We start from the raw sequence: 23,526 nt of genomic DNA on the forward strand, positions 1-23,526 counted from the left end.
GCGAAACCTGCGCCTCTTGCCAAGCGCACAAAGTCTCAGGAGCCCGGATCGACACGCTCCAGCTTCAGGTCCCCGGAGTATTTCGAGCTGGTCGTGGGAGTGTCGCTATTGTCCGCCTTGGGCAGGGAGTCGCGGAGGAAATAGCCGAGGCCGATGAGGGTGCCGTCCTGGTTGATGATGATGCCCTGGTAGTCCACCTTGCGGGAGATCTGCGGGCGGGGCTTGTTCGGCGCCAGCGGCGGGCGCGGATCATTGTCCTTGGTGGTATAACTACCTTTGAAACGACCGTCTGCCGGTGTGGCCGTGAAGGTGACGACCTTGGGATTGGCGGTGGTCACCTTGGCAACGGCGACCGTCTTGATCTCGAGACCGACATTGGCATTCACCGCCAGGGGATCACCTCCCAGAAGATCCGCGAAGCTGAGGGAGGCATTGACGAGCGGAGTGCCGGTGGCGGCATTCAGAGCCATCAGGATGCCCGGCTTCACGGGCGGCGTGTAGAGTCCGCCGTCCGCCTTGATGTCCTGGATGAGGAAGCCATCTCGATAGAGACGGCCTACGGAAACCGGGCGGGTGTCAGCAGGACGAAGCCAGCTCACGTCCGTGTCGTCGCCGAAAGAGACGGGGCCTGCTTCAGAAGCTGGATCAAGGTCGAGCACGGCGCACAGGCTGCCTTTGGTGGCCGTGGCATAGAGGCTTTGGTAGACAAGCACACTGCCCCCAGGACTGACGAGCGAACTGGTGGTGAAGCTCTCGCCATCTGCGAGCTTGCCAGCGACGACGCTCTTGCCATTCGCATCAATGGTGACGGAGCCGAAGCCATTGCCCTTCGGCACAGCGACATTCGAGCCTTCAGGGACGGTGAAGGCAAAGGTGTGGTAGCCTTTGAAGGTGTCCACATTTTCAGGCGGCAGCCATTTGTTACGCCAGGCGGTAAACTGTGAATTGACGGCCGAAATGGTGGCGGTCATCGGATCTTGATCACCGCCATCATGGAGAGTGAAGGCCACATTGACTCCGCCCGGCGCATGCTTCGGTTTCAGGGTGAGAATGCCCGTGGCAGATTGGGCATCAGCATTGAGGACCACCACGTTGTTTTTGAATGGAATCTTCTCGGCACCGATCATGGCATTGCCACTGTAGGATCCCGTGCTGAGGATGGTGAACTCAATGAGTCCGCCGGTGGGACCGCCGAGATCCGAACCTGGCAGGATGCGGCCGGCGAAGACGCCACCACCTCCGGCGGGAAGAGGCCTGATGAGAAGAGTGATCTTCACGGGGATTTTGCCGAACTCATTGCCGACAGTAAAGGTGACTTCATCACCCAGGGCCTGTTTGGATGCCACGGTGGGCACGCCGGTGATGCGCCCGGTCTTCGCATCGATCTTCAAGCCGGCGGGAAGGATGCCAGCAAAGGAGTTCGGCGTTTTCAGCGGATCATTCGGAAGCGGGAAGGGCTCATTGTAATAGGCACCGACCTTGCCTACGGGCAGTGTCAGCGTGGCGCCTGCGTAGTCGGTCTTGCCAGTCACAACGAGCAGCTCGACGGCAGGAGACGGACCATAGTTTCCGACACTGAAGAAGTAGTTCCCGCTGTCACCGACATCGACGCTCTTAACCTGGAGTGCCTTCGTGGTGGCATTGGCATAGTCCGCTCCATTTGCGAGTGCCGGGCCCGATGCGTTTTGGAACCTCCAGGATACGGCTGGAATGTTAGCGGAGGCGGCGAAGGCCAGCGTGGCGGTCTTGGTCTTGCCCACGACCACTCGCGGCACATTCGGATCCACCACGGAAACGACGCAGCTATAAACTTTGGTGTGGAGGGGATTGCTGATCTTCACGGAGTAGGTACCGGCATCTGCCACGGACATGGCCGCGATGGGAAGACGGTAGTCGGTGATGTCAGGCTTGAACGGGGCGTTGTTTTTCAACCATTGGTAGGTGATGGGGCCCTCGCTCTCGGCAGTGACGGTGGCATCCAGCGCGATCATGGTGCCTACTGGCAGAACATAGGTTGCAGGCAGAGGAGTGGCGATCTCTGGAGGCCTCATCTGTTGTTTGCTGAGATTCAGGGTCCAGGTGATTTCCTTCACGAGAGGTTTCGTGTCCGTCCTGACCCAGTCCGTGGGATCCCGGACGATGGCTTTGAGTGTGTGGCTGCCATTGCCAAACGCCTGGGTGTTTGTTCTGGAAAGCGTGTTGCCTGTCTCTCCAGGAAGGGTGACTCCATTGAGCTTCCATTCGACGGTGATCGGAGGCCCTGACGAAACACTCTTGGGGGAGACGCTGAAGGTGACATTGGTGGGCTCTGTATGAGTTTGAATCAGCGCTGTGGGCGCGAAGTCATTGACGAGCGAAAGCTTGGTGTACATGCCCGTCACAAATCTCTCCCGGTTCACCTGGCCGATGTTGTCGCTCCCCATGACGCCCATGATGCTGATGTCATGCGCACGGAAGTGGCCGGTGTCGTGGTAGTTGGCTCCTTCGAAATGACCGACTTTGTCCATGTAAAGCGGGTCAAACTCCGGGGTCTTGGAAGGCGTGCCCGGCTCCACCCAGATTTTCCATCGGACCTTTAAGATGTCAGCCTGCTGGGTGGTGTTCGGCCATTCGAACTGAGTGTAACCAGGAGTCGGTGTCTGATACTCGTCACCCAGGCCTGCAAAGGAGTGACCGCTCTCATGCTCGACCAGGCGGGGGCCCCAGTAGTTCGTTGTAGCGACGGCGATAGGACCACCGCTGCCGCCATAGGTCGAATCATTCACAATGACCACCGGGACGTCATACTCAGGCACAAAGGCGTTCATGATGGAGTAGGCCCTGGCCTCCCCGGTGGCGGTGAGAATGTTCAGCCGGTCAATGGTGGGGGAGAAGCCGGACTGGAAGTAGGTGTCACGCGCCCCACCATTCTCGCCACCGTCCGTGCCAGACTGATTGGAGGGAACTTCGATGCGGTAGATATTGCAGAACCTGCGGTAGCGCGTCCACGGCTCGCGGGTGAAAAGATAGTCCACAGCGCGCTGCACCTCAGCGGCAAACAGACCCGCATCAAGCTGCGCCTGGGTGTAGCCATCGGAAAGATAGACGTAGTTCAGCTGCTTGCTGCGGGGGCCGTTTTCCTCAATCGCCACCAGTTTCGAGACATTGACCTGGGCGTGCAGCGCCACCGGGGCGAGACAGAGAGTGGCGAGAAGGAGGTAAAGCAAGGGCTTCATGACGAAGGTAGAGGAATGGAAGCGAGGAGGCCTTCTAGAGGCTGCTCGCCGGGCTGGATGATGCGATAAATGTTAAGACGGCTGGCACCCTTCACACGAGGCAGGCGGACCTGGAAAACGACGGGCCGCTGCGGGTTCAAGGTCAGTGGTTTTGAATTGTGATCCAGGACGGTGCAGACGTAGTCGGGAGCGGGGAGCACTTCCTCGGCCAGCACGGCATCCGTTGCTGAGACGAGGCGGCAGCGCAGCATGCCGGGAGATCCATCGAGTTGCTCACGGTCAGTGGCAAAGTCGCCCTCGATGTCCTGGGACTCCAGAAAGGAAACGGCGCCTTTGTCGATGCTCAGCATGTAAGCACGCTTGAAGCGCGGACCTGCCTTCACCTCTCCTGCGGTGATCTTCGGCCCGGGTGAGGCTGGGACGGGTGCCGGGGCGAGGGCGGCGTTCGCAGGTTCCATCTGCCTGTCTTTACCGGAAACAGGGGTGTCCGTTTCAGATTTGGCTGAATCAGGTGCGGACTTCTGAACGGAAGCTGCTGCCAGCTGTGCTCCGTCATCACGCAGCTCCCACCAAGCCAGCAAACCGGCCAGGAGGCAGAGCATTAAAACGAAGACTGGCCGCTTCATGAGCCATCTTGATAGCACACTTTCTGGTTACGCACCAGAGGCAATACGGAGGCGCTTTTGTGGCGGCGGGCTTGATCGTGCAGTTTGCAGTTTTTTCTGATCGCTGGCAGTGGTTTGTAGCTGTTTTTCCAATCCGTTTTTCAAAACGACACAAGCTCAAAAAGCCACGGGCAACTATCGCAAACGCCTCCTAGTTCCCAGACGGCTGTTTGACCATGTCTAGCAGGGTGGGCAGGTTTTTCAGGGGATCATTCGCGGCACCTGCGGAGGGGCTGAGAGGAGCGGCAAGTTCGTCCGAGGACTTCAGGTAGCGGAGGAAGCTGCTGTCCGTGCTGAGGATGAGATTGGTATCTGCCGTGATGATCTTCTTATAAGCCTCCATGGTTTTCAGGAACTCGAAGAGCTCTGCGGCCTCGGCGGTCTGGTTATAGGCCTTGGCATAGATCTCGGTGGCTCTCGCATCCGCAGCGCCCTCGATTTCCTGCACTTTTCGATAGGCCTCAGACTCGATCAGCTTCAAGTCACGCTCGCGCTGGCCGAGGATCTTGGCGGCTTCACCTGCCCCTTCAGACTTGAAGCGCTCGGCGATCTGCGTGCGCTCGGTCACCATGCGCTGGTAGATGTCGTGGCTGACGGCCGGGCTGTAGTTGATGCGCTTGAAGCGCAGATCCATGAGCTCGATGCCGAAGCCTTTCACCTTGGGCGCTGCGTTGGCGAAGACCTCCTTCTCCAGCTCAGCCCGTCCACGCGTGATGGGCGGCATGGTGCCGATGCGCGCATCCGCGATGGAGGCTCCAACCGTGACTTCACGAGCGACCTTGCGATCCTTCGTGGTGCGGATGGCCTCGATGAAATCATGACGCGCGATCACATTGCGAGCCTCGCTGCCGAGGATGTCTGTGAGGCGGGACTGCGCGCCGCGCTCGTCACGCAGGTTCTCAAAGAACACACGCGGATCAGTGATGCGCCAGCGGGCAAAGCTGTCCACCACGATGTAGAGCTTGTCACGCGTGGGCATGCTCACGGGCGGGCCGTCCCACTCGAGCACGCGCTTGTCGAAACGGTTCACGTGCTGGATGAAGGGTGTCTTGAAGTGCAGGCCGGCGTCCTTGATGGTGTCTCCCACGGGCTTGCCGAACTGGGTGATGATGACTTGCTCGGTCTCGCCCACACTATAAAGGCTGGCGTTGCCGATGATGAAGAGGGCAAAACCGGCGATGAGGATGAGAAATGAGGAGGCAGCTTTCATCGGGTGGCGGGAGCTTGGGTTTGAGCAGCAGGCTGGGCCTGACGAAGGTGCATCATGGGCAGGAACTGAGGCACCTTGTCATCCACGATGGTGATGCCGACCACGGTGGGCAGCACCTCGCCGAGGGTCTCGAGATAGATGCGCTTCTTGGTGACGGCGGGAGCCTTCTTGTATTCCGTCAGCATGGCGCTGAAGCGATTGGCATCACCCTCGGCGCGGTTTTTGCGCTCGGAGGCATAACCCTCGGCTTGACTGATACTTTGTTCGGCCTTGCCGCGTGCCTCGGGGATGACGCGGTTGTACTCACCGTTGGCCTGGTTGATGGCGGCCTCACGCTGCTGCTGGGCGCTGTTCACGGCTTCAAAGCTGGACTTCACCTCGGCAGGAGGGTTCACATTGCCAAGCTGAACTTGATCAATGTGCACGCCCATGTTCAGCCCGCTGGCGATGGTCTGCAGACGCTCAAGCGCCTTCACTTCCATCTCCTGACGACCAACAGTGAGCACCTCGTCAATGGTGCGGTCACCCACGACCTCACGCATGACGGACTCGGAGAGGTCACGCAGGGTGGCCTGGGGTTCCAGGAAGTTGAAGACATAAGCGCGGGCATCCGCGATGTGGAACTGCACCACCCACTCCACCACGGCCGCGTTCAGATCTCCGGTGACCATGTTCTTCTCCTGCTCCATGTCATCGAAGTCGCTGTTGTATTGATATTCATTCTGCGCGCCGCGCGATCCGTAACCGAACTCAAGCTTCAACTGGCGCTTCGTCTCCACGAGCGTGACGGAGTCAATGCCCCAGGGCAGTTTGAAGTGCAGGCCAGGTTCGGTGATGGTGAGAAACTTGCCGAAGCGCTGGACGATGGCCTCGGAGTTGATCGGGACCTGGTAGAAGCTGGAGAGCAATCCAAAGGCGAGAACCACGGCGACGACGCCAAAGAGGATCTTCACGGGGTTCAGCCGGAACTTGCCAGGCTCGGGAAACGGGAGAGTAGCACGCACGGACATGCGCGGAGGCTAATCGCGGCCTCTGGAAAGTCCAAAGACAAAGTCAGGGGATGACACGGAGGTAGCATGCCGTCATTCGCATCGACAAGATGAGGACCAGGGGGATTCGCCAGCTTCCGGCATCCCTCCGGGACGCCTGCCTGATCTTGCGCGGAGGGATTCGTTTTCCGGTGGTTCTCGCTCGCCAAGCCTCGCTTCACCGACCGGCTACCGGCCATCGAGCCTCCGGCTCGCCAAACTTCCCAGACAATCCTTGCTCGTGAGGATGAAAGAATGTGCCGCCAAGTCTTTCCACCTCTCCCCTGCCCTGCCCTCTCTTCCGGTCGGGCCGCGCGCATGAACTGAGCAGCCTGGAGCCTGGCAAGCTGGCGGACGTGCTGGTGGTGAAGGGAGATGTGCTGAAGGACATCTCCATTCTGGAGAACCGCGAGAACCTCATGGCCGTGATGCAAGGCGGGGACGATGACGCGGCCTAACTTATTTTGAATTTTAGCCTGTGGAACACACGGAATACGCGGAAAACGGACCCAATCCTCTGGGACCCTTTCCGTGTTCGGTGTATTCCGTAGGCCCTCTTTTCTTCAAAGCTTCTCCGCAGCCTGACTTGCGATGCTCATCAGCTTGTCTTTTTCCTCGGAGGTAAACTCATAGGGGACGAGTTTGCCGATGCCGAGGGTGCCACGGAGGGTGGTGCCCTGCATCATGGGGACGGCGAGGCTGCCCATGACCTGGGTCTGGGCGGCGCCGGGCTTGGCCACGCCGCTGGTGTCCGTCTGGAGATTGCAGAGCTCCACGGGCTCCTGGCGCTCGGCGGCGGCTCCGGCGATGCCTTTGCCCACGGGGATGGTGCTGATGACGGGAATGAGCTGCGGGGGGATGGCCTGGGCGGCGACGAGCTTCAGCAGGCCGTCCGCAGGGTCGAGGCGGTGGATGGTGCCGGTGGTACAGCCGAACTCGGTGGCAACCTCCGAGAGAAAGCGGTTCCAGTCGGCCTCGGTGGGCTGGGGGGGGATTTCAGAAGGCATGGTGGGGAAAACAAACGTGTTGGAGTCGGGCGGACAAAACGTTATTCTGGCGCGTAAATGACCTTTTCCACCCTAAAAAAGCGCACCGCCCGCCTTGTGCTTGGCGGACTCTTCCTCGCCTTCGCCACGGGTCTGCAGGCCCAGCAGCGCGTGGTGGGCCGCACGATTTACCATAAGGACAAGTCCCGGACGGAGTCCGTGAGCAATCCTGAGGTCCGGGAAATGACCGAGACCACCTACACTCCGGAAGGTGTGGCGACGGTGAAGAAGGTCTTTCTCCTCAATGAGAAGGGCGAGCCGCTGCAGGGCAATGTCTATGACGGCCGTGGCAATCTGGTGGCGGTGGTGAAGTGCAGCTATGACGAGATGGGCCGCCGCAAGGAAGACCGTCTCATGAATCTGCAGGGAGAGGCCTTCCAGATCGTGATGCATGAATATGGCAGCGATGGAAAAGCGCTGCAGCCGAAGGTGGTGAACCTCAATGTGGCCAACATGCCGACCGTGAAGCCGGCGGCGATCGACTTCACCCAGCAGAGCACACCTCCCGGAGCCGCTCCCGCGCAGCCAGCCACCGCCAATCCCGATGCCCGCTTTGCCCCGCAAATGGTGCCGAGCGCTGATGCAGGCCTGGGAACCGCTCCCGTGAAGGCACCGGAACCGGAGAAGCCCAAGCCGAACTTCTTCAAGCGTCTCTTCCAGAAGAAGGAGAAGTGAGGAGGATTTCTGATTTTTTGATTCATGATTCCTGACTCAGGAATCATGGGGTCTTCTTCACTGCGAGCACCTCATGAGCCACGCGAATGGCGGCATCAGGGACGCTGATGGGGAGCATGTTTTCACGCATCTGCCTAACTAACTTTCCGCCATTCTCCAGCAGGCGGGCAACGGCAGCGCCGGTTTCCTGGGGAGTCTTGGAGCGGAGGGCGCAGTTTCGGGTGAGGAGGTAGTCGGCATTCCCCTCTTCCTGACCAGGCACGACGTAGTCGATGACGGGGATGGTGCGCGCGGCCATGACCTCATGCAGGATGGCGCCGCCGGCCTTGCAGATCACCACGTCATGGGTGCGCAGGAGCTCCGGGATGCGGTTGGTCCAACCAATGATATCGAGAGAGCCTGCGGGTAGCGAGTCCTCATAGTGACGCAGGATGTGATAGAGACGCGAGCGGTGCTTGCCGACAGGGATGGTGAGCCTAACACCTTTTTGAATCAAAGGCCTCAAAGCTGCCAAAGTGGCGGCCACATGCTTCGCCGGAGTGGAAGGCAGGTAGAGGATGCGCTGCACGCCCGGCTTGAGGGCGCCCTCAGGCAACGGCTCGATGAACTGGAGGCTGACCGGAAAGCCAGTGATGCGTGTCTCCGCACGCTTCACGCCCATCTCCACAATGACGTCATCTGTCTCGAGATCCGCCACGCAGTAGAGATCACTCGGGGCCATGAGCCACACGGGATGCACGGTGGTGGAGTCTGTGATGACCGTGACCAGGGGCGGCACGGCCATCTCTTCACGCAGGCATGACAGGAGCCCTGCGTAGAGCGGGTAGGTGCTGACGATGACGCGAGGCTGCAATGTCTCAAGCTGCTGGCGCAGGTAGGTGAGCAGCGGGCGCATCCAGGCGTTCTTCGCGGGATCGAGGTCCGATTTGGCGAGCTTCTTGTAGAGGTATTTCCAGGCGGAAGGCACATGCGTGATGGCCACCTGATACAGGGACTTCAGGATGCCGGAGATGCTGGGCTGAGCCTCGGACACAAGGTCTGACACCAGCACCTGCTCACCCAGCGACTCGCGGCGAAGGGCATCCGCCACGGAGGCCGCAGCCGTGTTATGTCCATCTCCAAAGCCAGCAGTTAAAACGAGAATCACGCGCGCCATCGCTGCCAAGAATCCCAGGAAACACAATCAAAAAAGCCTGGGAGTGGTGTGAGAAACGGCGCTCACCTGACAAAGATGAACTGCTGGGTGTTGATGAGCGCGAAGATGAGGTCCTCGGCGCTGTTGAGGCCGGATTTGCTCCACGCTGCCTTCTCGGCCGCAGTCGGCTGACGTGAGAGCAAGGTCAGGTAGGCCGCCTGAAGCTGCTCTTCGGGATACTTGGCCTTGTCGAGGTTGATGCGGAGCTGGGTGTTTGGTTTGAGGATGCTCTGAAACAGCTCGCTGTTCATGAGCACGAGCGCCTGGGGCATGGAGGCATCGGCATTCGCATTCTCAATGAGGTCACGATCACTCTGGCCAAACTCACGCAGATAGTGGCCGCGAGGCGCGGGAGAGTCCACATCTGCCGCACGCGGCCAGTCGCGGGCCTGGGCACGGCGGGCCTTGATGTAGGACTGCGTGTCGGAAACACCGAGCTTCTTTGACTCTGCCATGAAGACGGCATCGCGAGCATCCTCAGCGGCTTTTTCCTCACGCGGGATGGCCTGGTCGATGTCATAACCCGGCACCTCAATGTAGGCGCGGTTGTAACCGGGCTTCTTCAGCTCTTCGAGAGTCGGCGTGGTGACCGGGATGGGCGGAGGCGAGGGCTTGCCGGTCTTCTTGGTATAAAGACGGGCCACAGCAGGCACCACGACATGGTCATGGATGCCGGTGCGGGCGACGAACTCGGTGGAGCGGATCTCGAGGTTCAGCTTTTCCATCAGCGCCTTGTCCTTGGCCTTCTCCGCAGCGGTGTAGGCCTCACGCAGCGGCTTGGAGCGTGCGGAGATGGCTTCATAAGCCTCGGAGGCCTTCAGGGAACCGTCAAAGACCTCCTGCGGGGTCATGAGGTCCAGCGCATCACTGAGCTTGCCACGGTAGACCATTTTCTTCGCCATCTCGGAGTCGATGCCACGTCGATGTGGCAGATCCGGTGTGGGATGGATGAGAGTGACGAAGGAGTCATACATCTGCTCCGCGGTCATGCGGCGCAGGACGGGGCCGGTGAAGTGGTAGAGCTCACCTGGCATGACCTCGGTCTTCGTCACTTCATTTTGGTAGGCCTGGGTGTTATACAACACTCGCAGGTAGGCCTTCATGTCATAGTGAGAGGCCACCATGAGCTGCTCCAGATGCTGCATGAGCGCGGGGTTCATGGGCACGGTGCTGTCCATGAGCTCGTCCACGGGCTCGATCAGGCCGAGGCCGAAGACTTTCTTCCACAGGCGGTTGGCGATGACTTTCGTGAACCGAGGATTCTCCGGTGAGGTCATCCATTCGGCGAAGGCCTTCACATCACCGCCTTTCACGGAGGTGCCGAGCATGGTGGCAGAGGAGACGGCTGACTTCGGCTTCGCGTCATCATACTGATAGTCGTGCGGCAGCTTCAGCACGCGTGTGGGCAGGGCCTGCACTTTGCTGTAGCGCACGAAGTCTCCGAGGTTCTCAAACACGCGGCCGATGTGACGTGAGCTGGCACTGCGGGGCTTTTTGTCCTCCGCACGCTTTAGGTCCATGAGCGGGCCTTTTTCAGCGACGCCGGTGAAGTTGGTCTCCAGCGGGTAGGTGAAGGCCGCCATCTGGTAGAACTGCATCTGGGTCCATTTGTCGAACGGATGGTTATGGCACTGCGCACACTCGATGCGGGTGCCGAGGAAGACGCGGGTGGTGTTCGCCAGATTCTCTAGCGGCATGCCGAGGTCACGCATGTAGTAGCCGATGGCGGGGTTGTCCCACACCTTGCCCTGGGCGGTGAGCAGCTCGCGGACGAAGACGTCATAGGGCAGGTTTTCGCGGATGCGCTTCTTCACGTGCTCCAGATAGGGCTTGGAGGTCATCTCCCCCTGCCCTCCGTTGGCACGCGACTGCACGCGCAGGATATCCGCCCAGAAGTGGAACATGTGCTGCGCGTAGCCATCGCTGGCCAGGAGCTGGTCGATCAATTTCGCGCGCTTGTCTTTCTCCTGGCTGCTCAGGAAGGCCTGGGTCTCCTGCAGGGTCGGGATGCGGCCGATGATGTCCAAATGCGCGCGGCGGACGAAGGTCTCATCATTGGATGGCGCATTGGCGGTGAGCTGGTTTTTCTGCCAGTCTTCGGCGAGCAAGGCATCAATCCGGCGGGAAGCTTCATCGGCCTGGACGGTGAGCACTCCGGAGCAGGCAAGTGAGAGAAGGAGAAACCTCATGATGGCAGGCAAACGCTCCCAGAGGACGGTTTTATAGCGAGGGGCCGGGTGGATTTTTGAAAAGGGACAAAAATTCCAGGGCTGGCTGGGGCTGGGTCTCATTGGGGGTCGTTGGCGGAATCGGTGCTGGGGATTCAGCCAAAGGGGGCCACTGGGTCATCTAGGTCTGATGAGGCGGATGGGATGGTAGCCGGGCCGAATTTGAGATTTGCTCATTTTTGAAGGCTTCATGTGGGGTTTTGAACCTATTCTCACCGCCTGATTCCACATTATCATAATTGTAGAAAACAATTTTGAATCAGCCAAGAGCAGATGCCAACAGGGCCGATATCTCCCTTAATCCGCTGATATAGAGCGTTTAACGCCATCATTTTGGAACACTTAACGGTCTAGCCACCCGTTATGGTTTATCAAATTTGATGCTTATTTTGACAATTTAGAGAGTAATCCATTATTTCTATATTGAGACGATTCTAGTTTTTGCTATAAATCTCATAACAAGCAAAACCCTAATATGAAAAACATCGCCGCCGCCCTCCGCTTCACGATCGTGACCGCCCTCCTGATCGTGGCTTCGACCGCTAGCGCCCAGAGCCCTCAGCAGGTGGCCGCGATGCGTCAGCAGCAGTGGGCTGCTTACCAGCAGCAGGTGGCGGTTTATCAGCAGCAGATGGCGGTCTACAACCAGCAGATGGCCGCTTACAAGGCCCAGCAGGTGGCCGTGGCCCGCCCAGTGGCGCCTGCAGCCCGCAGCGCTGCCCCAGCCGCCGCGAACAGCATGATCCGCTATGACGGCAACGAAGTGGCCTGCTCCGCCAGCCTGCCCTCCCAGGTCCAGTATCTGATCAATGCTGCGAACGCCCTTCAGGACAGCCCCTACATCCGCGGTGCCGGCCACGGCCGCGTGGAAGATGGCGCTTATGACTGCTCCAGCTCCGCTTCCTACACCCTGATCAAGGCCGGCCTGCTCAAGGCTCCTCTCACTTCGGGCGGCTTCTCCAACTACGGCCAGGCGGGTGAAGGCCGCTTCATCACCATCTGGGTGAAGCCTGGTGAGCATGTTTTCATGACCATCTGCGGTCTTCGTCTGGACACGAGCGGTGGCAAGGTGGGCGAAGGCCCACGCTGGCGCACCAAGGGCCGCAGCTATGCTGGCTTCTTCCCACGCCATCCTTTTGGCCTGTAATTCTCAAAAATGCGACTCTTTTAGGTTTAAAACCGCTCTTCTGATAACCAAAACAAAGAATCAAGCCACTCAAATTTGATTGCCTCTCAGGTCTGAAACTTCCACTCTCACTCATAAGATGAAAACTGAACTCGCCTCCTTCACGCTGAACTCCTCCACCGCGTTTCAGGCTGCCCCTTCCAAGCTGGGTTGGGAGGCGATGCCCGTCTTCAATGCGCCCGTTCAGGAGCGCGAAATCACCTTCGGCTGGGATGCGATGCCTGCGTTTGGCGAGGCTTTGGAGATCGCCCCCCGGGCTGCAGTGATGGCTGGCTTCATCCCTGAAACCCAGCCTGTGAGCCGCAAGAGCGGTCTGCTGAGCAGCTTCTGGTCCGCTGTGAGCCGTGTGGCGCACGCTTGAGATTGGCTGAGGGGCTCTTATTCGCCGCCTCATCCGTCCTTTTCCCTCTTTCTCGAAACCACGTCCCTCAACTGGAAGCCCAGTCTCGGAGATCCCGCTGAAGTTTCTGCGTCATTGCTTGTACGCAGGACTGAGGTGGTGATAAAGAGCTCGCTCTTTCCGGCGAGCTGTTTCGAGTTCTCTGAAACCCAAACCCACCCCCTAACCAACTCAAGAATTTTTCTCTTCACGCTGCCCGGTCTTTGAGTTCCACCAAGATGCCTGCGTTCTTGCGTGTGCGCGGTGTCTCGATGAGACGAAGACAAGGCTCACAATCATCCAGGTTCGAAGTCAGTTTCCATCCGCGTTGTGCTTGTTCACGGATGGGGGTTGATGGGGGCTTGGGCAGATTGAGGGTTTTGTAGAAAGATTAAGGTAGAAACATTTTCTGAGCTTCTTGCCCCACGGCTTTGTGGAGTGGCTTTGCGTGGTTTCGTATCAAGATGAGCTGATGGATCTCGATTGAGATTCGGACACTTGTTGCGCGAAGCTTTTCGTTAGGCCTTCGAGAGCGTCGGAGGGCCGGCGCACTCCAGGACGCTACCGCGAGTTTCATGGCGTACAGGGACACGGGCTTTGCAGAGATGCGTGGCGCAATGGCTCTGCTTGCCGCACCTTTTCCGCACTCTGGCGAGTGCGGCTACATGCCGGCAATTACCGCGCCTGGGCCTTCATGACTTCCTGGTAGGGGGAGACGACGCCGAGGGTGCTGGGGATGAACTCATCGGTACGGAAGCTGGTGGCAGGGAGGCCTTCCGCGTTGATGAGGTTCGCGCCTTCAGGCCAGGCGGCCCAGGCGTAGCGGACACCCACCGGTGCGGCCACGGCATCACTGGAAACGATGACTTCGTTGTTTTCGATCTTGGCCTGGGCCCAGACCCATTTCTGGTCTTCGCCGGCGATCTGGAAGTGCTTCAGCTCACCACCGCCGCGGACTTTTAAACCGCCGCCGATGTGGTCAAACTGCAGGCGCACCTTGTTTCCCTCGATCACGGAGTTCTTGAACATGGGGCCGCTGAACACGGTGTTAGGCCGGTTGTAGTCCTTGGCCAGTGCCCAGAGGGCGAGACGACGGCCGACCTCCTGCTTGTTCTTCGGATGGATGTCCTTCTCCTCGCCGATGTCATTCGTCACAGCGAGGCCGGTTTTTGGCAGCGTGATGGTGGTGAGATACTGCGCTTCCTGAAGCTCGGCCCAGGTATCCGGAACACCGGCATCCTTGGTGATGGGCAGGCTGTTTCCAAAGCTGGCGAGCTGGACGATGTAGAAGCTCAACTCGCTGTTCCAGCGGGTGCGCCAGTCATTGATCATGTTAGGCAAAAGCTCCTGATACTGGAAGGCGCGCTTTTGGTTAGACTCGCCTTGATACCAGATGGCTCCCTGCACGGAATAAGGGATGAGCGGGGCCACCATGGCATTGAAAAGCACCGCAGGATGATGCTGGGTTTTGTTGGGATCGTCTGGCGGGCGCGGTGCGGAAGGTGCGCGCACTTTTTTGTCCGCGGGCAGCTTCGCATTCTCGTCATTGATCTTCTTCACCTCGGCCTGCCAAGCCGTCTTAGCCGCTTCAAACTTGGTGTTCTCGGCAGCAGCGTCCCAGTTCTTTTTCACGCCTTCCCAGTCACTGAGCATCTGCGCGGCGCAGGGGCGCTCTTCCAGGGATTCGCGGCTGGTCCAGGCCTCGATGCGTGTGCCGCCCCAGGAGGTGTTGATGAGGCCCACGGGGACTTTCAGCACCTGATGCAGATGACGGCCGAAGAAGTAACCCACGGCGGAGAATTGACCGACGTTTTGCGGATTCGCCTCTTTCCAGGAGCCCTTCACATCATCCAGCGGTGTCTGGGAGGTCACACGCTCGACATTGAACATGCGGATCTGCGGGAAGTTCGCCCCGGCAATCTCCTGCTGCGCATTCGCGGCTTGGCTGACCATCCACTGCATGTTGGACTGGCCGGAGCAGATCCACACCTCGCCGACCAAAAGATTCTTCAACGTGACGGTGTTCTTGCCGGCGATGGTCATCTCCTGCGGCTCGGCATTCGCGGGGATGGCGTCCAAGGTGACACGCCATTTGCCATCGAGATCTGCACGCGTGACCTGAGTCTGTCCTGCAAAACGCACGCTCACATCTTCGTCAGCAGCGGCCCAGCCCCAGATGGTGAGCGGCTTGCCCTGCTGAAACACGAGGCCATCACTGAAGAGCGCGGGCAGTTTCACATCGGCCAGGGCCGTGGAGGAGAGGAGTGCGAGCAGTAGACCCAGGTTGGCGATGGCTTTCATGAAAGAGCGGTAACAAAAAACAGGGCGACACTGCCTTTCTTGCAAGGTGGCTCAAGCGCCATTCAGCCTGCGGCGAAGGATTATCGTCGGATTTGACTCGCATTCATGACAGGCGGGGTGCGGGGAAGCACTGAACTATAACCGCAGGTAACACAGAGGGCACAGATGTCCTGAGCTGCGCATTTGAGAAGCTCATTCAGTTAGCCAGCGCAGGCCCGCTGGAGCCCGCCAGGTCAGGGGCTGCCACATCCATCCGGCCTCGGTGATGGCGGTGATGAAAGGGGCTTTGAGCTGCTGAAGATCGAAGGTCCAGGCTTTGGTCAACTCGCCGCTAGGTGTGCCATCTTTGTCAAGCTGCACGCCGATGACGCGCTCATGCTCGACCGCGAAGAACTGGATGCCCATATTCATTCTCCAGGCCAGATTGGCACCGTTGGGGCTGACCGAACCGTCAAACGCACTCCAGTATTCGCACACACGCACCATGCGCGCGTCGGGGTCGAAATAAAGGACCAGCTTGTGGGCGCGCTTCAAATGATGCGCGCTCATGACGGAGAGCCAGCGCGCATCTGCATAGCGCCACATGACCTCCAGCGAGCCGTCTGAATTGCTTTTGACCTCCATGGGTGTGGAGTCGCTGCCAATGGCCATGAGATGGCTGCGCAACGTTGTGGCGTCGAGAGGATGGGAGACTGCCACGGCAGGCACGCGAGCAGCCCAGGCGCTGGCTTTGAAGAACCAGCCGACGGCGAGGATCAGGTTGATGACCATGAAGGTGATCATCACGGGCACGTTCTGCGCCAGGCGTGTAGAGACCATTCTTTTGGAGATGCCGCTACCGTTGCTGCCGCCGCCACCACTCGTATCTGCAGGTGTGCCCAGGGCACTGAGGCGCTTGGCTTCGACGATCTCACGCGTGGCGCCTGTCCAGGCATAAAGTTCGTTAGACTGAACGACCACGTGGCTCCAGTCAGAGCCGCCTTGATAGCGCTTCCCGGTGAGGCCGCTAACTTCGTCACCGGCTTCTTGGGTGAGCTTGAAGAAGTCGCGGTAGCGCTCCAGGCCCTGGCGTGCGGCTTCGGATGAGGCAAAGCGAGCGACGAGGGTGGTCTCGCCATTGGCCTTGAAGGCGACTTGGGCTTCCTCGGCCTCGTTGACGATGTCTTTGAGGCCGATCTTGGCATCGACGATGAGATGCGGATCCACATCGGGGCCGAAGACTTTTTCCCAGGGCACGGGGGACGCGGCTGGCGCGGAGGATTGAGGCTTTTCAGCCGAGGGTGCGGGTGCTGGAGCTACTTGTTTGCTAGCGCGGTAGTGCGCGAAGGCATCCAGCAAGTGCACGACGCCCTGCGGCACGCCGACGATGGCGATGAAGCCAAAGACGAAGATGATGGGCTTCAGCGAGACACCGGCCTTCGTCATCATGGAGGCGAAGGCCGAGATCAGGATGAGCGAGATGAGGATGAAGAATGCCACGCCTGCGACGGCCGGGTATTCGCGGAAGAGGTGCAGCAAGCGGTCCATGGGAGAGATGTGTCTATCGGTTATACACATGTCCTGCCCTGATGTGCAAAGGTTGAGCTATGGCACCTTCGAGTGATTCTGCCCCGAGTCGGCGATGGGGCACAAATGACCCAGGGCGGGCACTCCTGCGCGAACCCCTTGACTTCCCTGGGGAGAGCCGCCAGCTTTCGCGCCCCATTTTCCACCCCCCAAAACTGACCATGGCCCAAGAAACCTCCCTCCTGCTGCTGAAACCTGACTGCGTCGAAAAAGGTCTGAATGGCGAGGTCCTGCGCCGCCTGGAGGCGGAAGGCTTCCGTGTCCGCGGCATCAAGATGATCCAGCTCACCGACGAAGTCCTGAAGGACCACTACGCGCACATCGCCGACAAACCCTTCTTCCCAACCGTGGCTGACTTCATGAAGAGCAAGCCCGTCATCGCGGTCGCTCTCGGCGGCGAAAACGTCATCGCCCATGTGCGTGACCTGCTCGGCCCGACCGATTCCAAGGCCGCTCCCAAGGGCACCATCCGTGGTGACTTCGGCGACGACAAGATGACCAACGTGGTCCACGCCTCTGACTCCCCGGAAGCTGCAGCGATCGAGCTGAAGCGCTTCTTCAAGGACGGCGAGATCTTCAGCTACTGAGTTTGATCTAGTCAGTAAGTATTTAAAAGGGCCGCAGAGTGATGAACTCTGTGGCCCTTTGCTTTTCACGGAGTGCCCGCTGGAAAGGTCATCTCACTTCCACGTCAGCATGCTGAGCGCGAGGATGACGGGCAGATAGATGAGCGTGCCAAAGAACAAACGACGGGCGCTGGCGCGGTCGGGGTTCTTTTGGAAAGCGACAGCGCGCTGGCAGAGCCAGAGGTTTAACAACAAGGATGGCGGCAGGAAGAGCCAGGTCTTCACGAGACCATAGATCACGGGCTGGAACATGAGCAGCAGCATGGCGATGGACCAGGCCAGGGCATGACGCGAGGTGCGAGCGCCTTGCTCGTCATCGTTGGCCAGCATCACAAAGCCGCCGCGCACGTATTCGTCGCGATACATCCAGTTGATGGCGAGGAAGTGTGGAAGCTGCCAGAGGAAGAGCAGCGCGAAGAGATAGATGGCACCCGGCTCCACCAGCAGATCCCAGCGGAAGTAAGAACCGTTGATCGGGGAAGGTCCAGCAGCACCGACCCAGCCGATGAGTGGTGGCAGAGCACCGGAAACTGCGCCGACGAGGGTGTTGACCGTGGACTGGCGCTTCAGCGGTGTGTAGATGAAAAGATAGGTGGCCAATGTCATGGCCGTGAGCGCGGCGGACTCCGCATTGACGCGATGCACGAGATGGATCAGACCCAGCGCGCTGAGCAACCAGCCGATGCCGAAGGCCGCGCTCGGACTGATGCGCCCGGCGGGAAGGGGCCGGTCCGCAGTACGCTTCATGCGGGAGTCGGGCTCGATCTCCATGAGCTGGTTGAAGACGGCACTGCCAAAGGCGGCCAGCGTGCTGCCGATGATAGTGTGGACCAGCAGCCAGATGTCCATCTTTGTGCCGGCGCGCAGCCAGAAGGCGACAAAGGTGGTGACGATGACGAGGGCGCTGAGGCGGAATTTGGTCAGCGCCAGCAGATCACGCAGCGTGAAGGCTCCATCGGCCTCCTGCTTGCCCGTGATTTTGCTTTCTTCTGGCTGCGTGACGTTGTCTGACATGAGTCACCGCTAGTCGGCAGAGAGGCTTTTGCCAGCGGTGAGTTGCGGACCTTGCAATCCGAGGCCGCTGGTGGCGGCCCAGATGCTCGCAGCGGCGAGAAAACTCAGGCCGAAGATGGCCAAGCTGTTCAGTGCGTGCACGAAGGGTCCCCAGATGAGGGTGCTCTTGCCCAGGAAGAGGAAAAGACCGAGGGCGATCTGATTCATGGACATGACCATCAGCGCCGGCGGCAACCAGCGGAGACGCGGCACCTGCCAGAACCAGAGGCGGCTTTTCCAGGCGATGAAGAGAACCAAGGCAAGAGCCGCTGATGCCCAGAAGGAGTAGCCGCCTGCACTGACGAGGAGCTGGGCCAGCGCAGCCAGAAGGAGCACGGTGATCCAGACACGCGCGGAAACCTGGACGCTTCCGGGGAGCCGCAGGTGCTCCTCATGCCAGGTGCGTGAACTGGCGAAGGCGATGAGCGTGAGCAGGCACAAGGAAACGAGATCCAGGGTGCTGAGCAGCCAGCCGTGCGCATCCAGCAGCTTCGCTGCGTTCGGGCTGTGGAAGGCCACCTGCACCACGAACATGAAGAGAGCGATGGTGGTGAGCCCACGCAGCAGCGGCCAGCGACGTGCGATCCAGGTCATGACCAGCCAGGCCAGCGAGAGAAGAAGGATCCACATCGCGGAGATGAGCGCAGCTTTGCTCACGACATACACAAAACCGACGCTGATAAGCAGGATGCCAGCGGCTTCCATGAAGCTCGGGCGATACCTGGCGAACTGCCAGAAATACATGCCTGCGATGAGCACACCGATGCCGACATGCAGAAACACGCGGAGATGTTCCGGCACTAGATTCGGCAGTTGCAACGCCACGAAGCTGGCGGCCAAGGTGAGGATGCTGGGACGCACGAAAGCGAGCAGCGGATGCCGCACGTAATCTCCCGCAGGAGATCGATTCGTGGCATCGGCGGAGGCTTCGTCAGACATCGCTTCTGCCTTAGCTCACTGAGCCCTGCTTGTAAACCTTGCCACTTCCCAGGAGCCAGAGGAAAAGACCGCTCACGAGCAGTGACGAGAGCCCGATGTGCAGCACCTGGGCCACGGCGACGATGCCGACATTCGCGAGCACCACACCGAGCAGCATCTGGCTGACGATGATGGCGGTGATGCTGATCTCAAGCCAGCCGCGGTGCTGCAGCACATGGCGGCTGCGGAAGAAGAACAGGAAGCCCACAGCAAGAATCAGCCAGGAGAAGCTGCGATGGATGAGATAGACCCAGCTCGCCTCGAGCTCATGCACCCACTCGGCACGTGAGTGACCGGCATGTGTGCGGGCGAGTTCATCGGTCAATTCACGCACTTGAGAGCCCATGATGCCTTCCACGACGACGAGGACAAACAGGCCCCAGGCAAGCCAGCGCAGTGTTTGATCAGCTTTCGTTTTCCAGGCGAGGCGCCAGGGCTGCGAAGTGCCGCGCCAGGCGGTGTAGACGAGCATGCATTGCAGCATGATGGCGAGTGCCATGTGAAGCGTGATGATGCCGGGCTTGAGTCCACTGAGCACCACGCGCGCGCCTAACCAAGCATTGATGCCGACGAGCAAGACGGAGAGGGTGGAGGTGATGAAGACGCGCTTCCTTCCTCGACGCGCTTCGCCGAAGGAGAAGCCCCACATGAGCATCACGGACAGTCCGACGGGGATGCTGGTGAGGCGGTTGATGTATTCGATCCAGGTGGCGGTGGAATCGAACTCAGCCTTGAGCCTTTCTGGTGTGATGGTGGCGGGATCGCGACCGAGCCGTTCCGCCTTCTTGAGGAACTTCTCGAGATCGATCTTGGTAAAATCAATCTCGTCAGCGCTCGATGGTGGCACCAGGCAGCCATAACAAAAAGGCCAGTCAGGACAGCCCAGTCCGGAGCCGGTGGTGCGCACGATCGCGCCGACAAAGATCAGCACCTCGACGGTGATGAAGGCGATGAGAGCGTAGCGCTGAAAGCGGGACATGATGAGGCGTTATAGGACGAACCAATGATATGGAATGGAATGCGACAGGTAAAAAAAACAAAAGAGCGGGTGATGAACACCCGCTCTTCAGCAAATCATGAGATGATCGAGCGAGGCTGGATCAATGGGCGGCTGGGGCAGCAGCAGGAGCGGCGGCAGCGGTGTCGTTCTTGGCCTTGGCACCGGCGGACATTTCCTTGGACCAGTCTTCGAACTCCTTGGGGGTGACGACTTCCAGCACGGCCTTCATCTGAGCGTGGCCCGGGCCGCAAAGCTGGCCGCAGATGATGTCCCAGGTGCCGGTCTTCACGGGCTTGAACCACATGTGGGCCTTCACGCCCGGGCAGGCGTCCTGAGCGGAGCGCATAGGGGTCAGGGCGAGGTTATGAATCACGTCCTTGGATGCGACATCGACGATCACGGGGCGGCCGACGGGCAGCTTCATGGTGCCGGGGTTCACGAAGTCGTCCTTGCCGTTCGGGTCATTCAGCTCGCGGCCGGTGACGTTGGAAGGCGTGACGCCTGCCAGCTTCCAGGTGCTGAGCATGAGGTCGTTGCCAGGATACTGGAAGTTCCAAAGGAACTTCTCACCCAGGGCGCGCATCTTGATGGTGTCAGCGCTGGTCGGATATTCATCCGCCTGATGGGACCAGAGAGGGAAGGCGAAGCCCAGAAGGAGAATGGCTTCCACGATGACCACGCCGATTTCGATGTGGGTGGTCGCATGGCCGCGGACGCCGTGGTAATCGGCGGCGGCGTTGTTGCTGGCGCGATACTTCCAGAACACGTAGACGAGGAAGGCCGACCAGCCGATGAAGAGCACAAGCATGAACCAATGCACGAAGCCGAGCATGTGGTCGACAAGGCCGCCGTGCTCGGAGGCGTTCTGGGTGATGCCGAAGGGGATGTTGATGTCAGAAATGCTCATGTCAGAAGGTGCGAAATGAGAGGGGCGGGGAATTAAGAGGGGACAGAAGCCGAAGCGGCGAAGCGCTGCTGCTTGCGGACGAAATGGAAGACGATGAGTCCGACGCAGGCCATGCCAAGCACCAGGAAGGCGAGCATGACCAGCACGGCGATGTCCTGAGCCTGGGCGATGAGGCTGTTAGGATCGGCTTTGCAGGTGGCGCAGGCGAGAAGCATGGGGAAAGCGGGGCGGGTCGGTTCAGGTCAGATGATGATCTGGCGGGACTTCCGGATGAGATACCAAGCGGAGTAGGCGATGAGCAGAAGACTGGTCCAGCCAGCGATCTGGCCGATGCCGGTGATCTGGAGTTCCGCCGCTTTTTCCGGTGCCAGACGCGTCCACAGCCAGAACCCGCCATCGCAGAGCACTGCGAAGAAGAGGAAGACGTAATGGAAGTGTTTGAGGGACATAAAGCTAAGAGCTCAGAGCCAAGGGCAGAGAGAAAGAACTCAGAAGTCTTTGAAGACGAGAGGGTCGATGTTGCTGAAGTAGAACAGCAGGAACAGGGCGGTCACGAAGGCACCGGTGAAGGCCAGCACTTTGTAGACGAGCTTGGCCTCATGGTTCAAATGCATGAACACAAGGGCCACCAGGGCTGCCTTGATCGTGGCCAGGATCATGCCGACAATGATGTTCAGGCTATGGGATGGCAGCTCGACATACGAGAGGGCGACCGTGACGACGGTGAAGAAGATCAGGATCGCTCCGATCAGAAGGATCTTCTTAACCTGCTTTTGGATTTCTTGGGGGCTGTCAGCCATGACGGGCAGTGGTGAGAGTTAAAACGGAAGCGAAGCGATTACAGGAGATACAGGAGCGGGAAGAGGAAGATCCAGACCAAGTCCACAAAGTGCCAGAAGAGGCCGCCGACTTCGACACGGTTGGCAAGGCGCTCAGGGTCTTCACGCAGCATGCGGCCGTTGAAGACCACGAAGTAACCCAGGACCAGGGCACCTGCGACGACGTGCAGACCATGGAGACCGGTGAGGGTGAAGTAGATGGCGTAGTAGCTGTTGAGCTTCGGCGTGAAGTTCGAGAAGAAATGCACGTGCTGGCGCTCAAGGTGCACTTCGGGATGGTGGCCATGGGCATCACCATGCTCGGCAGGAGCGTGGGCTTCGGCTTTATGCTCGCCCTCGGCCTTGGCGTGCTCATGAACCTCCGGTGTGGCGGAGTGGATCGGCACGAAGAACATGTGCTTCTGGTGCGTGGCGCTCTTCAGAGGGTCACGGGTGGTGCCGCCTTTGCCGTCACCATACTTCTCGTTAAACTCGGCGATGGCGTGCTCACGCTGGTCGATGAAGGCCTTCTTCCAGGGCTCGCCCAGGTAGTGCTCATTGAAAGCGAGGGACTTCTCTTTGTCCGGAGTGGCGCGGAGGTCGATGCCGTCGACTTCGAGGGTCATTTTGTCGTTAATCATCTTGCCCTCGACGGTGGTGCCGTCACGGAAGGCGATCGCGGTAGCGCCGGCAACGGGCTTGGCGAGCAGCTTGGAAGGAGGCAGGACGAAGGTGATCGGGGAAGCGGCGGTGAGCTTGATGTTCCAGTTTGGAGTTTCCTTCAAGCCGTCGGCCTTGGCCTTGGCCACAGCCTTCTCATGAGCTTCAGCGCGCAGCTTTGTGAAGCTGGCCTTGTCGAGGACGATCTCTTCACCGGACTCGGTTTTGAACTTCGGAGCCTCGCCCTTGATGTAAGGCAGCACATAGTCCACCGGATCCGCATCCACGGCGCTGTGTTTGCCAGCGACGGTGAGATTCAGCGTGGTCACATCACCGAACTCGATCTCATAACCATGAGGCAGGTGACCGGTGAGGATGGTGCCGTCCGTGAGGGTCACGGAGTAATGCTGGAACTTGGCCTTGTATTCGAAGCTCTTGTTCACCATGAACGCCCCGGCGCAGAGCACCGTGATGATCATGTACATCTTGTATTTCGCGATGTTGCGCAGCTTCAGGTTCGCCCAGGCGAGCAGCACGGTCACGGAGGAACCGATGAGCACCAGGGTGTTCACGAAGCCGAGGGTGACGTTCAGTTCATGCACCGGCCATGGATAGTCAGCGCCAACGCGGAGGAAGATGTAAGAACTGAACAGGCCGCCGAAAAGCATGACCTCAGAGGCGAGGAACAGCCAGATGCCGACCTTGGCATTGTACAGGCCCGTGTCAGGGCGGGCGGTCACTGTGTATGGAATATCCATGGAAGAGTCTCGGTTCGCGGTTTTCGGTTCGC

At 59.5% G+C, this 23,526-nt stretch carries 22 protein-coding genes; 5 read left to right on the top strand and 17 right to left on the bottom strand.

The genetic code is table 11. The annotated features are described in order from the left end of the window. Positions 1-35: 35 nt before the first annotated feature. From BGE01nite_RS17265 to hflK, 4 genes are all read right to left on the bottom strand, one after another. Positions 36-3,215: a M64 family metallopeptidase gene (locus tag BGE01nite_RS17265; RefSeq protein WP_146851902.1), complete on the bottom strand. Its 3,180-nt coding sequence runs from the start codon at positions 3,213-3,215 to the stop codon at positions 36-38. Continuing rightward, complete coding sequence (locus BGE01nite_RS17270) at positions 3,212-3,841, bottom strand: hypothetical protein (RefSeq protein WP_146851904.1); 630 nt, start codon at positions 3,839-3,841, stop codon at positions 3,212-3,214. Before BGE01nite_RS17270 ends, BGE01nite_RS17265 begins: the two co-directional genes overlap by 4 nt. Before the next feature lie 190 nt (positions 3,842-4,031). Next, complete coding sequence (hflC, locus tag BGE01nite_RS17275) at positions 4,032-5,090, bottom strand: protease modulator HflC (RefSeq protein ID WP_146851906.1); 1,059 nt, start codon at positions 5,088-5,090, stop codon at positions 4,032-4,034. Then, positions 5,087-6,094, bottom strand: a complete 1,008-nt coding sequence (gene hflK / locus BGE01nite_RS17280; protein WP_218033020.1) for an FtsH protease activity modulator HflK — start codon at positions 6,092-6,094, stop codon at positions 5,087-5,089. The genes hflC and hflK overlap by 4 nt, the downstream gene beginning before the upstream one ends. A gap of 281 nt (positions 6,095-6,375) precedes the next feature. On the opposite strand from hflK, the gene BGE01nite_RS17285 reads away from it, so the two are divergent. Beyond that, positions 6,376-6,576, top strand: coding sequence for a hypothetical protein (locus tag BGE01nite_RS17285; RefSeq protein ID WP_174770052.1), 201 nt, complete (start codon positions 6,376-6,378; stop codon positions 6,574-6,576). A gap of 105 nt (positions 6,577-6,681) precedes the next feature. Here BGE01nite_RS17285 and BGE01nite_RS17290 read toward each other — a convergent pair whose 3' ends face one another. Continuing rightward, complete coding sequence (locus tag BGE01nite_RS17290) at positions 6,682-7,125, bottom strand: GAF domain-containing protein (protein WP_146851910.1); 444 nt, start codon at positions 7,123-7,125, stop codon at positions 6,682-6,684. 57 nt (positions 7,126-7,182) lie between these two features. Here BGE01nite_RS17290 and BGE01nite_RS17295 point away from each other — a divergent pair, with 57 nt between their 5' ends. After that, positions 7,183-7,839 (top strand): hypothetical protein, encoded by a 657-nt coding sequence (locus BGE01nite_RS17295; protein WP_146851912.1) that lies wholly within the window; start codon positions 7,183-7,185, stop codon positions 7,837-7,839. 43 nt (positions 7,840-7,882) lie between these two features. Here the strand turns inward: BGE01nite_RS17295 and BGE01nite_RS17300 are convergent, their stop codons facing one another. Continuing rightward, positions 7,883-8,986 (bottom strand): MGDG synthase family glycosyltransferase, encoded by a 1,104-nt coding sequence (locus BGE01nite_RS17300; protein WP_170266857.1) that lies wholly within the window; start codon positions 8,984-8,986, stop codon positions 7,883-7,885. Between the two features lie 71 nt (positions 8,987-9,057). Then, positions 9,058-11,223 (bottom strand): DUF1549 domain-containing protein, encoded by a 2,166-nt coding sequence (locus tag BGE01nite_RS17305; protein ID WP_170266858.1) that lies wholly within the window; start codon positions 11,221-11,223, stop codon positions 9,058-9,060. Positions 11,224-11,737: 514 nt separating this feature from the next. Between BGE01nite_RS17305 and BGE01nite_RS17310 the strand changes: the two genes are divergently transcribed. Both BGE01nite_RS17310 and BGE01nite_RS17315 read left to right on the top strand, forming a co-directional pair. Then, positions 11,738-12,409: a hypothetical protein gene (locus BGE01nite_RS17310; protein WP_146851918.1), complete on the top strand. Its 672-nt coding sequence runs from the start codon at positions 11,738-11,740 to the stop codon at positions 12,407-12,409. 118 nt (positions 12,410-12,527) lie between these two features. Then, complete coding sequence (locus BGE01nite_RS17315; protein ID WP_146851920.1) at positions 12,528-12,809, top strand: hypothetical protein; 282 nt, start codon at positions 12,528-12,530, stop codon at positions 12,807-12,809. 693 nt (positions 12,810-13,502) lie between these two features. Here the strand turns inward: BGE01nite_RS17315 and BGE01nite_RS17320 are convergent. Further along, positions 13,503-15,128 carry a sialate O-acetylesterase gene (locus BGE01nite_RS17320; protein WP_146851922.1) on the bottom strand — a complete coding sequence of 542 codons (1,626 nt, stop codon included), beginning with the start codon at positions 15,126-15,128 and terminating at the stop codon, positions 13,503-13,505. Positions 15,129-15,320: 192 nt separating this feature from the next. After that, on the bottom strand, positions 15,321-16,655 hold the full coding sequence (locus tag BGE01nite_RS17325; protein ID WP_146851924.1) for a hypothetical protein: 1,335 nt from the start codon (positions 16,653-16,655) through the stop codon (positions 15,321-15,323). A gap of 200 nt (positions 16,656-16,855) precedes the next feature. Between BGE01nite_RS17325 and ndk the strand changes: the two genes are divergently transcribed. Continuing rightward, positions 16,856-17,281 carry a nucleoside-diphosphate kinase gene (gene ndk, locus BGE01nite_RS17330; RefSeq protein WP_146851926.1) on the top strand — a complete coding sequence of 142 codons (426 nt, stop codon included), beginning with the start codon at positions 16,856-16,858 and terminating at the stop codon, positions 17,279-17,281. Between the two features lie 93 nt (positions 17,282-17,374). Here ndk and cyoE read toward each other — a convergent pair whose 3' ends face one another. From cyoE to BGE01nite_RS29595, 8 genes are all read right to left on the bottom strand, one after another. Then, positions 17,375-18,334, bottom strand: a complete 960-nt coding sequence (cyoE, locus tag BGE01nite_RS17335) for a heme o synthase (RefSeq protein WP_146851928.1) — start codon at positions 18,332-18,334, stop codon at positions 17,375-17,377. A gap of 9 nt (positions 18,335-18,343) precedes the next feature. After that, a complete protein-coding gene (locus BGE01nite_RS17340; protein WP_146851930.1) occupies positions 18,344-19,312 on the bottom strand; it encodes a hypothetical protein in 969 nt (322 codons plus the stop codon). A 10-nt stretch (positions 19,313-19,322) separates the two neighbouring features. After that, positions 19,323-20,330, bottom strand: coding sequence for a COX15/CtaA family protein (locus BGE01nite_RS17345; RefSeq protein ID WP_146851932.1), 1,008 nt, complete (start codon positions 20,328-20,330; stop codon positions 19,323-19,325). A gap of 121 nt (positions 20,331-20,451) precedes the next feature. After that, a complete protein-coding gene (locus BGE01nite_RS17350; RefSeq protein WP_146851934.1) occupies positions 20,452-21,258 on the bottom strand; it encodes a cytochrome c oxidase subunit II in 807 nt (268 codons plus the stop codon). A 32-nt stretch (positions 21,259-21,290) separates the two neighbouring features. Continuing rightward, positions 21,291-21,473, bottom strand: a complete 183-nt coding sequence (locus BGE01nite_RS17355) for a hypothetical protein (protein WP_146851936.1) — start codon at positions 21,471-21,473, stop codon at positions 21,291-21,293. 27 nt (positions 21,474-21,500) lie between these two features. Further along, positions 21,501-21,707: a hypothetical protein gene (locus BGE01nite_RS17360; protein ID WP_146851948.1), complete on the bottom strand. Its 207-nt coding sequence runs from the start codon at positions 21,705-21,707 to the stop codon at positions 21,501-21,503. 39 nt (positions 21,708-21,746) lie between these two features. After that, positions 21,747-22,058 (bottom strand): cytochrome C oxidase subunit IV family protein, encoded by a 312-nt coding sequence (locus BGE01nite_RS17365; RefSeq protein ID WP_146851950.1) that lies wholly within the window; start codon positions 22,056-22,058, stop codon positions 21,747-21,749. Between the two features lie 38 nt (positions 22,059-22,096). Beyond that, positions 22,097-23,494, bottom strand: a complete 1,398-nt coding sequence (locus tag BGE01nite_RS29595) for a cytochrome c oxidase subunit 3 (protein ID WP_246145749.1) — start codon at positions 23,492-23,494, stop codon at positions 22,097-22,099. Positions 23,495-23,526 lie beyond the last annotated feature (32 nt).

It is taken from the genome of Prosthecobacter gellanilyticus, assembly GCF_007992435.1.
GTDB classification, from domain to species: domain Bacteria; phylum Verrucomicrobiota; class Verrucomicrobiia; order Verrucomicrobiales; family Verrucomicrobiaceae; genus Prosthecobacter; species Prosthecobacter gellanilyticus.

Bases quoted from the DNA above. Each gene is read 5' to 3' on its own strand.
- BGE01nite_RS17290 (WP_146851910.1), bottom strand. From the start codon at position 7,125: ATGCCTTCTGAAATCCCCCCCCAGCCCACCGAGGCCGACTGGAACCGC.
- BGE01nite_RS29595 (WP_246145749.1), bottom strand. From the start codon at position 23,494: ATGGATATTCCATACACAGTGACCGCCCGCCCTGACACGGGCCTGTAC.
- BGE01nite_RS17265 (WP_146851902.1), bottom strand. From the start codon at position 3,215: ATGAAGCCCTTGCTTTACCTCCTTCTCGCCACTCTCTGTCTCGCCCCG.
- BGE01nite_RS17345 (WP_146851932.1), bottom strand. From the start codon at position 20,330: ATGTCCCGCTTTCAGCGCTACGCTCTCATCGCCTTCATCACCGTCGAG.
- BGE01nite_RS17310 (WP_146851918.1), top strand. From the start codon at position 11,738: ATGAAAAACATCGCCGCCGCCCTCCGCTTCACGATCGTGACCGCCCTC.
- BGE01nite_RS17355 (WP_146851936.1), bottom strand. From the start codon at position 21,473: ATGCTTCTCGCCTGCGCCACCTGCAAAGCCGATCCTAACAGCCTCATC.
- BGE01nite_RS17365 (WP_146851950.1), bottom strand. From the start codon at position 22,058: ATGGCTGACAGCCCCCAAGAAATCCAAAAGCAGGTTAAGAAGATCCTT.
- BGE01nite_RS17320 (WP_146851922.1), bottom strand. From the start codon at position 15,128: ATGAAAGCCATCGCCAACCTGGGTCTACTGCTCGCACTCCTCTCCTCC.
- BGE01nite_RS17325 (WP_146851924.1), bottom strand. From the start codon at position 16,655: ATGGACCGCTTGCTGCACCTCTTCCGCGAATACCCGGCCGTCGCAGGC.
- BGE01nite_RS17305 (WP_170266858.1), bottom strand. From the start codon at position 11,223: ATGAGGTTTCTCCTTCTCTCACTTGCCTGCTCCGGAGTGCTCACCGTC.
- BGE01nite_RS17350 (WP_146851934.1), bottom strand. From the start codon at position 21,258: ATGAGCATTTCTGACATCAACATCCCCTTCGGCATCACCCAGAACGCC.
- BGE01nite_RS17340 (WP_146851930.1), bottom strand. From the start codon at position 19,312: ATGTCTGACGAAGCCTCCGCCGATGCCACGAATCGATCTCCTGCGGGA.
- hflC (WP_146851906.1), bottom strand. From the start codon at position 5,090: ATGAAAGCTGCCTCCTCATTTCTCATCCTCATCGCCGGTTTTGCCCTC.
- BGE01nite_RS17295 (WP_146851912.1), top strand. From the start codon at position 7,183: ATGACCTTTTCCACCCTAAAAAAGCGCACCGCCCGCCTTGTGCTTGGC.
- BGE01nite_RS17315 (WP_146851920.1), top strand. From the start codon at position 12,528: ATGAAAACTGAACTCGCCTCCTTCACGCTGAACTCCTCCACCGCGTTT.
- ndk (WP_146851926.1), top strand. From the start codon at position 16,856: ATGGCCCAAGAAACCTCCCTCCTGCTGCTGAAACCTGACTGCGTCGAA.
- BGE01nite_RS17270 (WP_146851904.1), bottom strand. From the start codon at position 3,841: ATGAAGCGGCCAGTCTTCGTTTTAATGCTCTGCCTCCTGGCCGGTTTG.
- BGE01nite_RS17360 (WP_146851948.1), bottom strand. From the start codon at position 21,707: ATGTCCCTCAAACACTTCCATTACGTCTTCCTCTTCTTCGCAGTGCTC.
- cyoE (WP_146851928.1), bottom strand. From the start codon at position 18,334: ATGTCAGACAACGTCACGCAGCCAGAAGAAAGCAAAATCACGGGCAAG.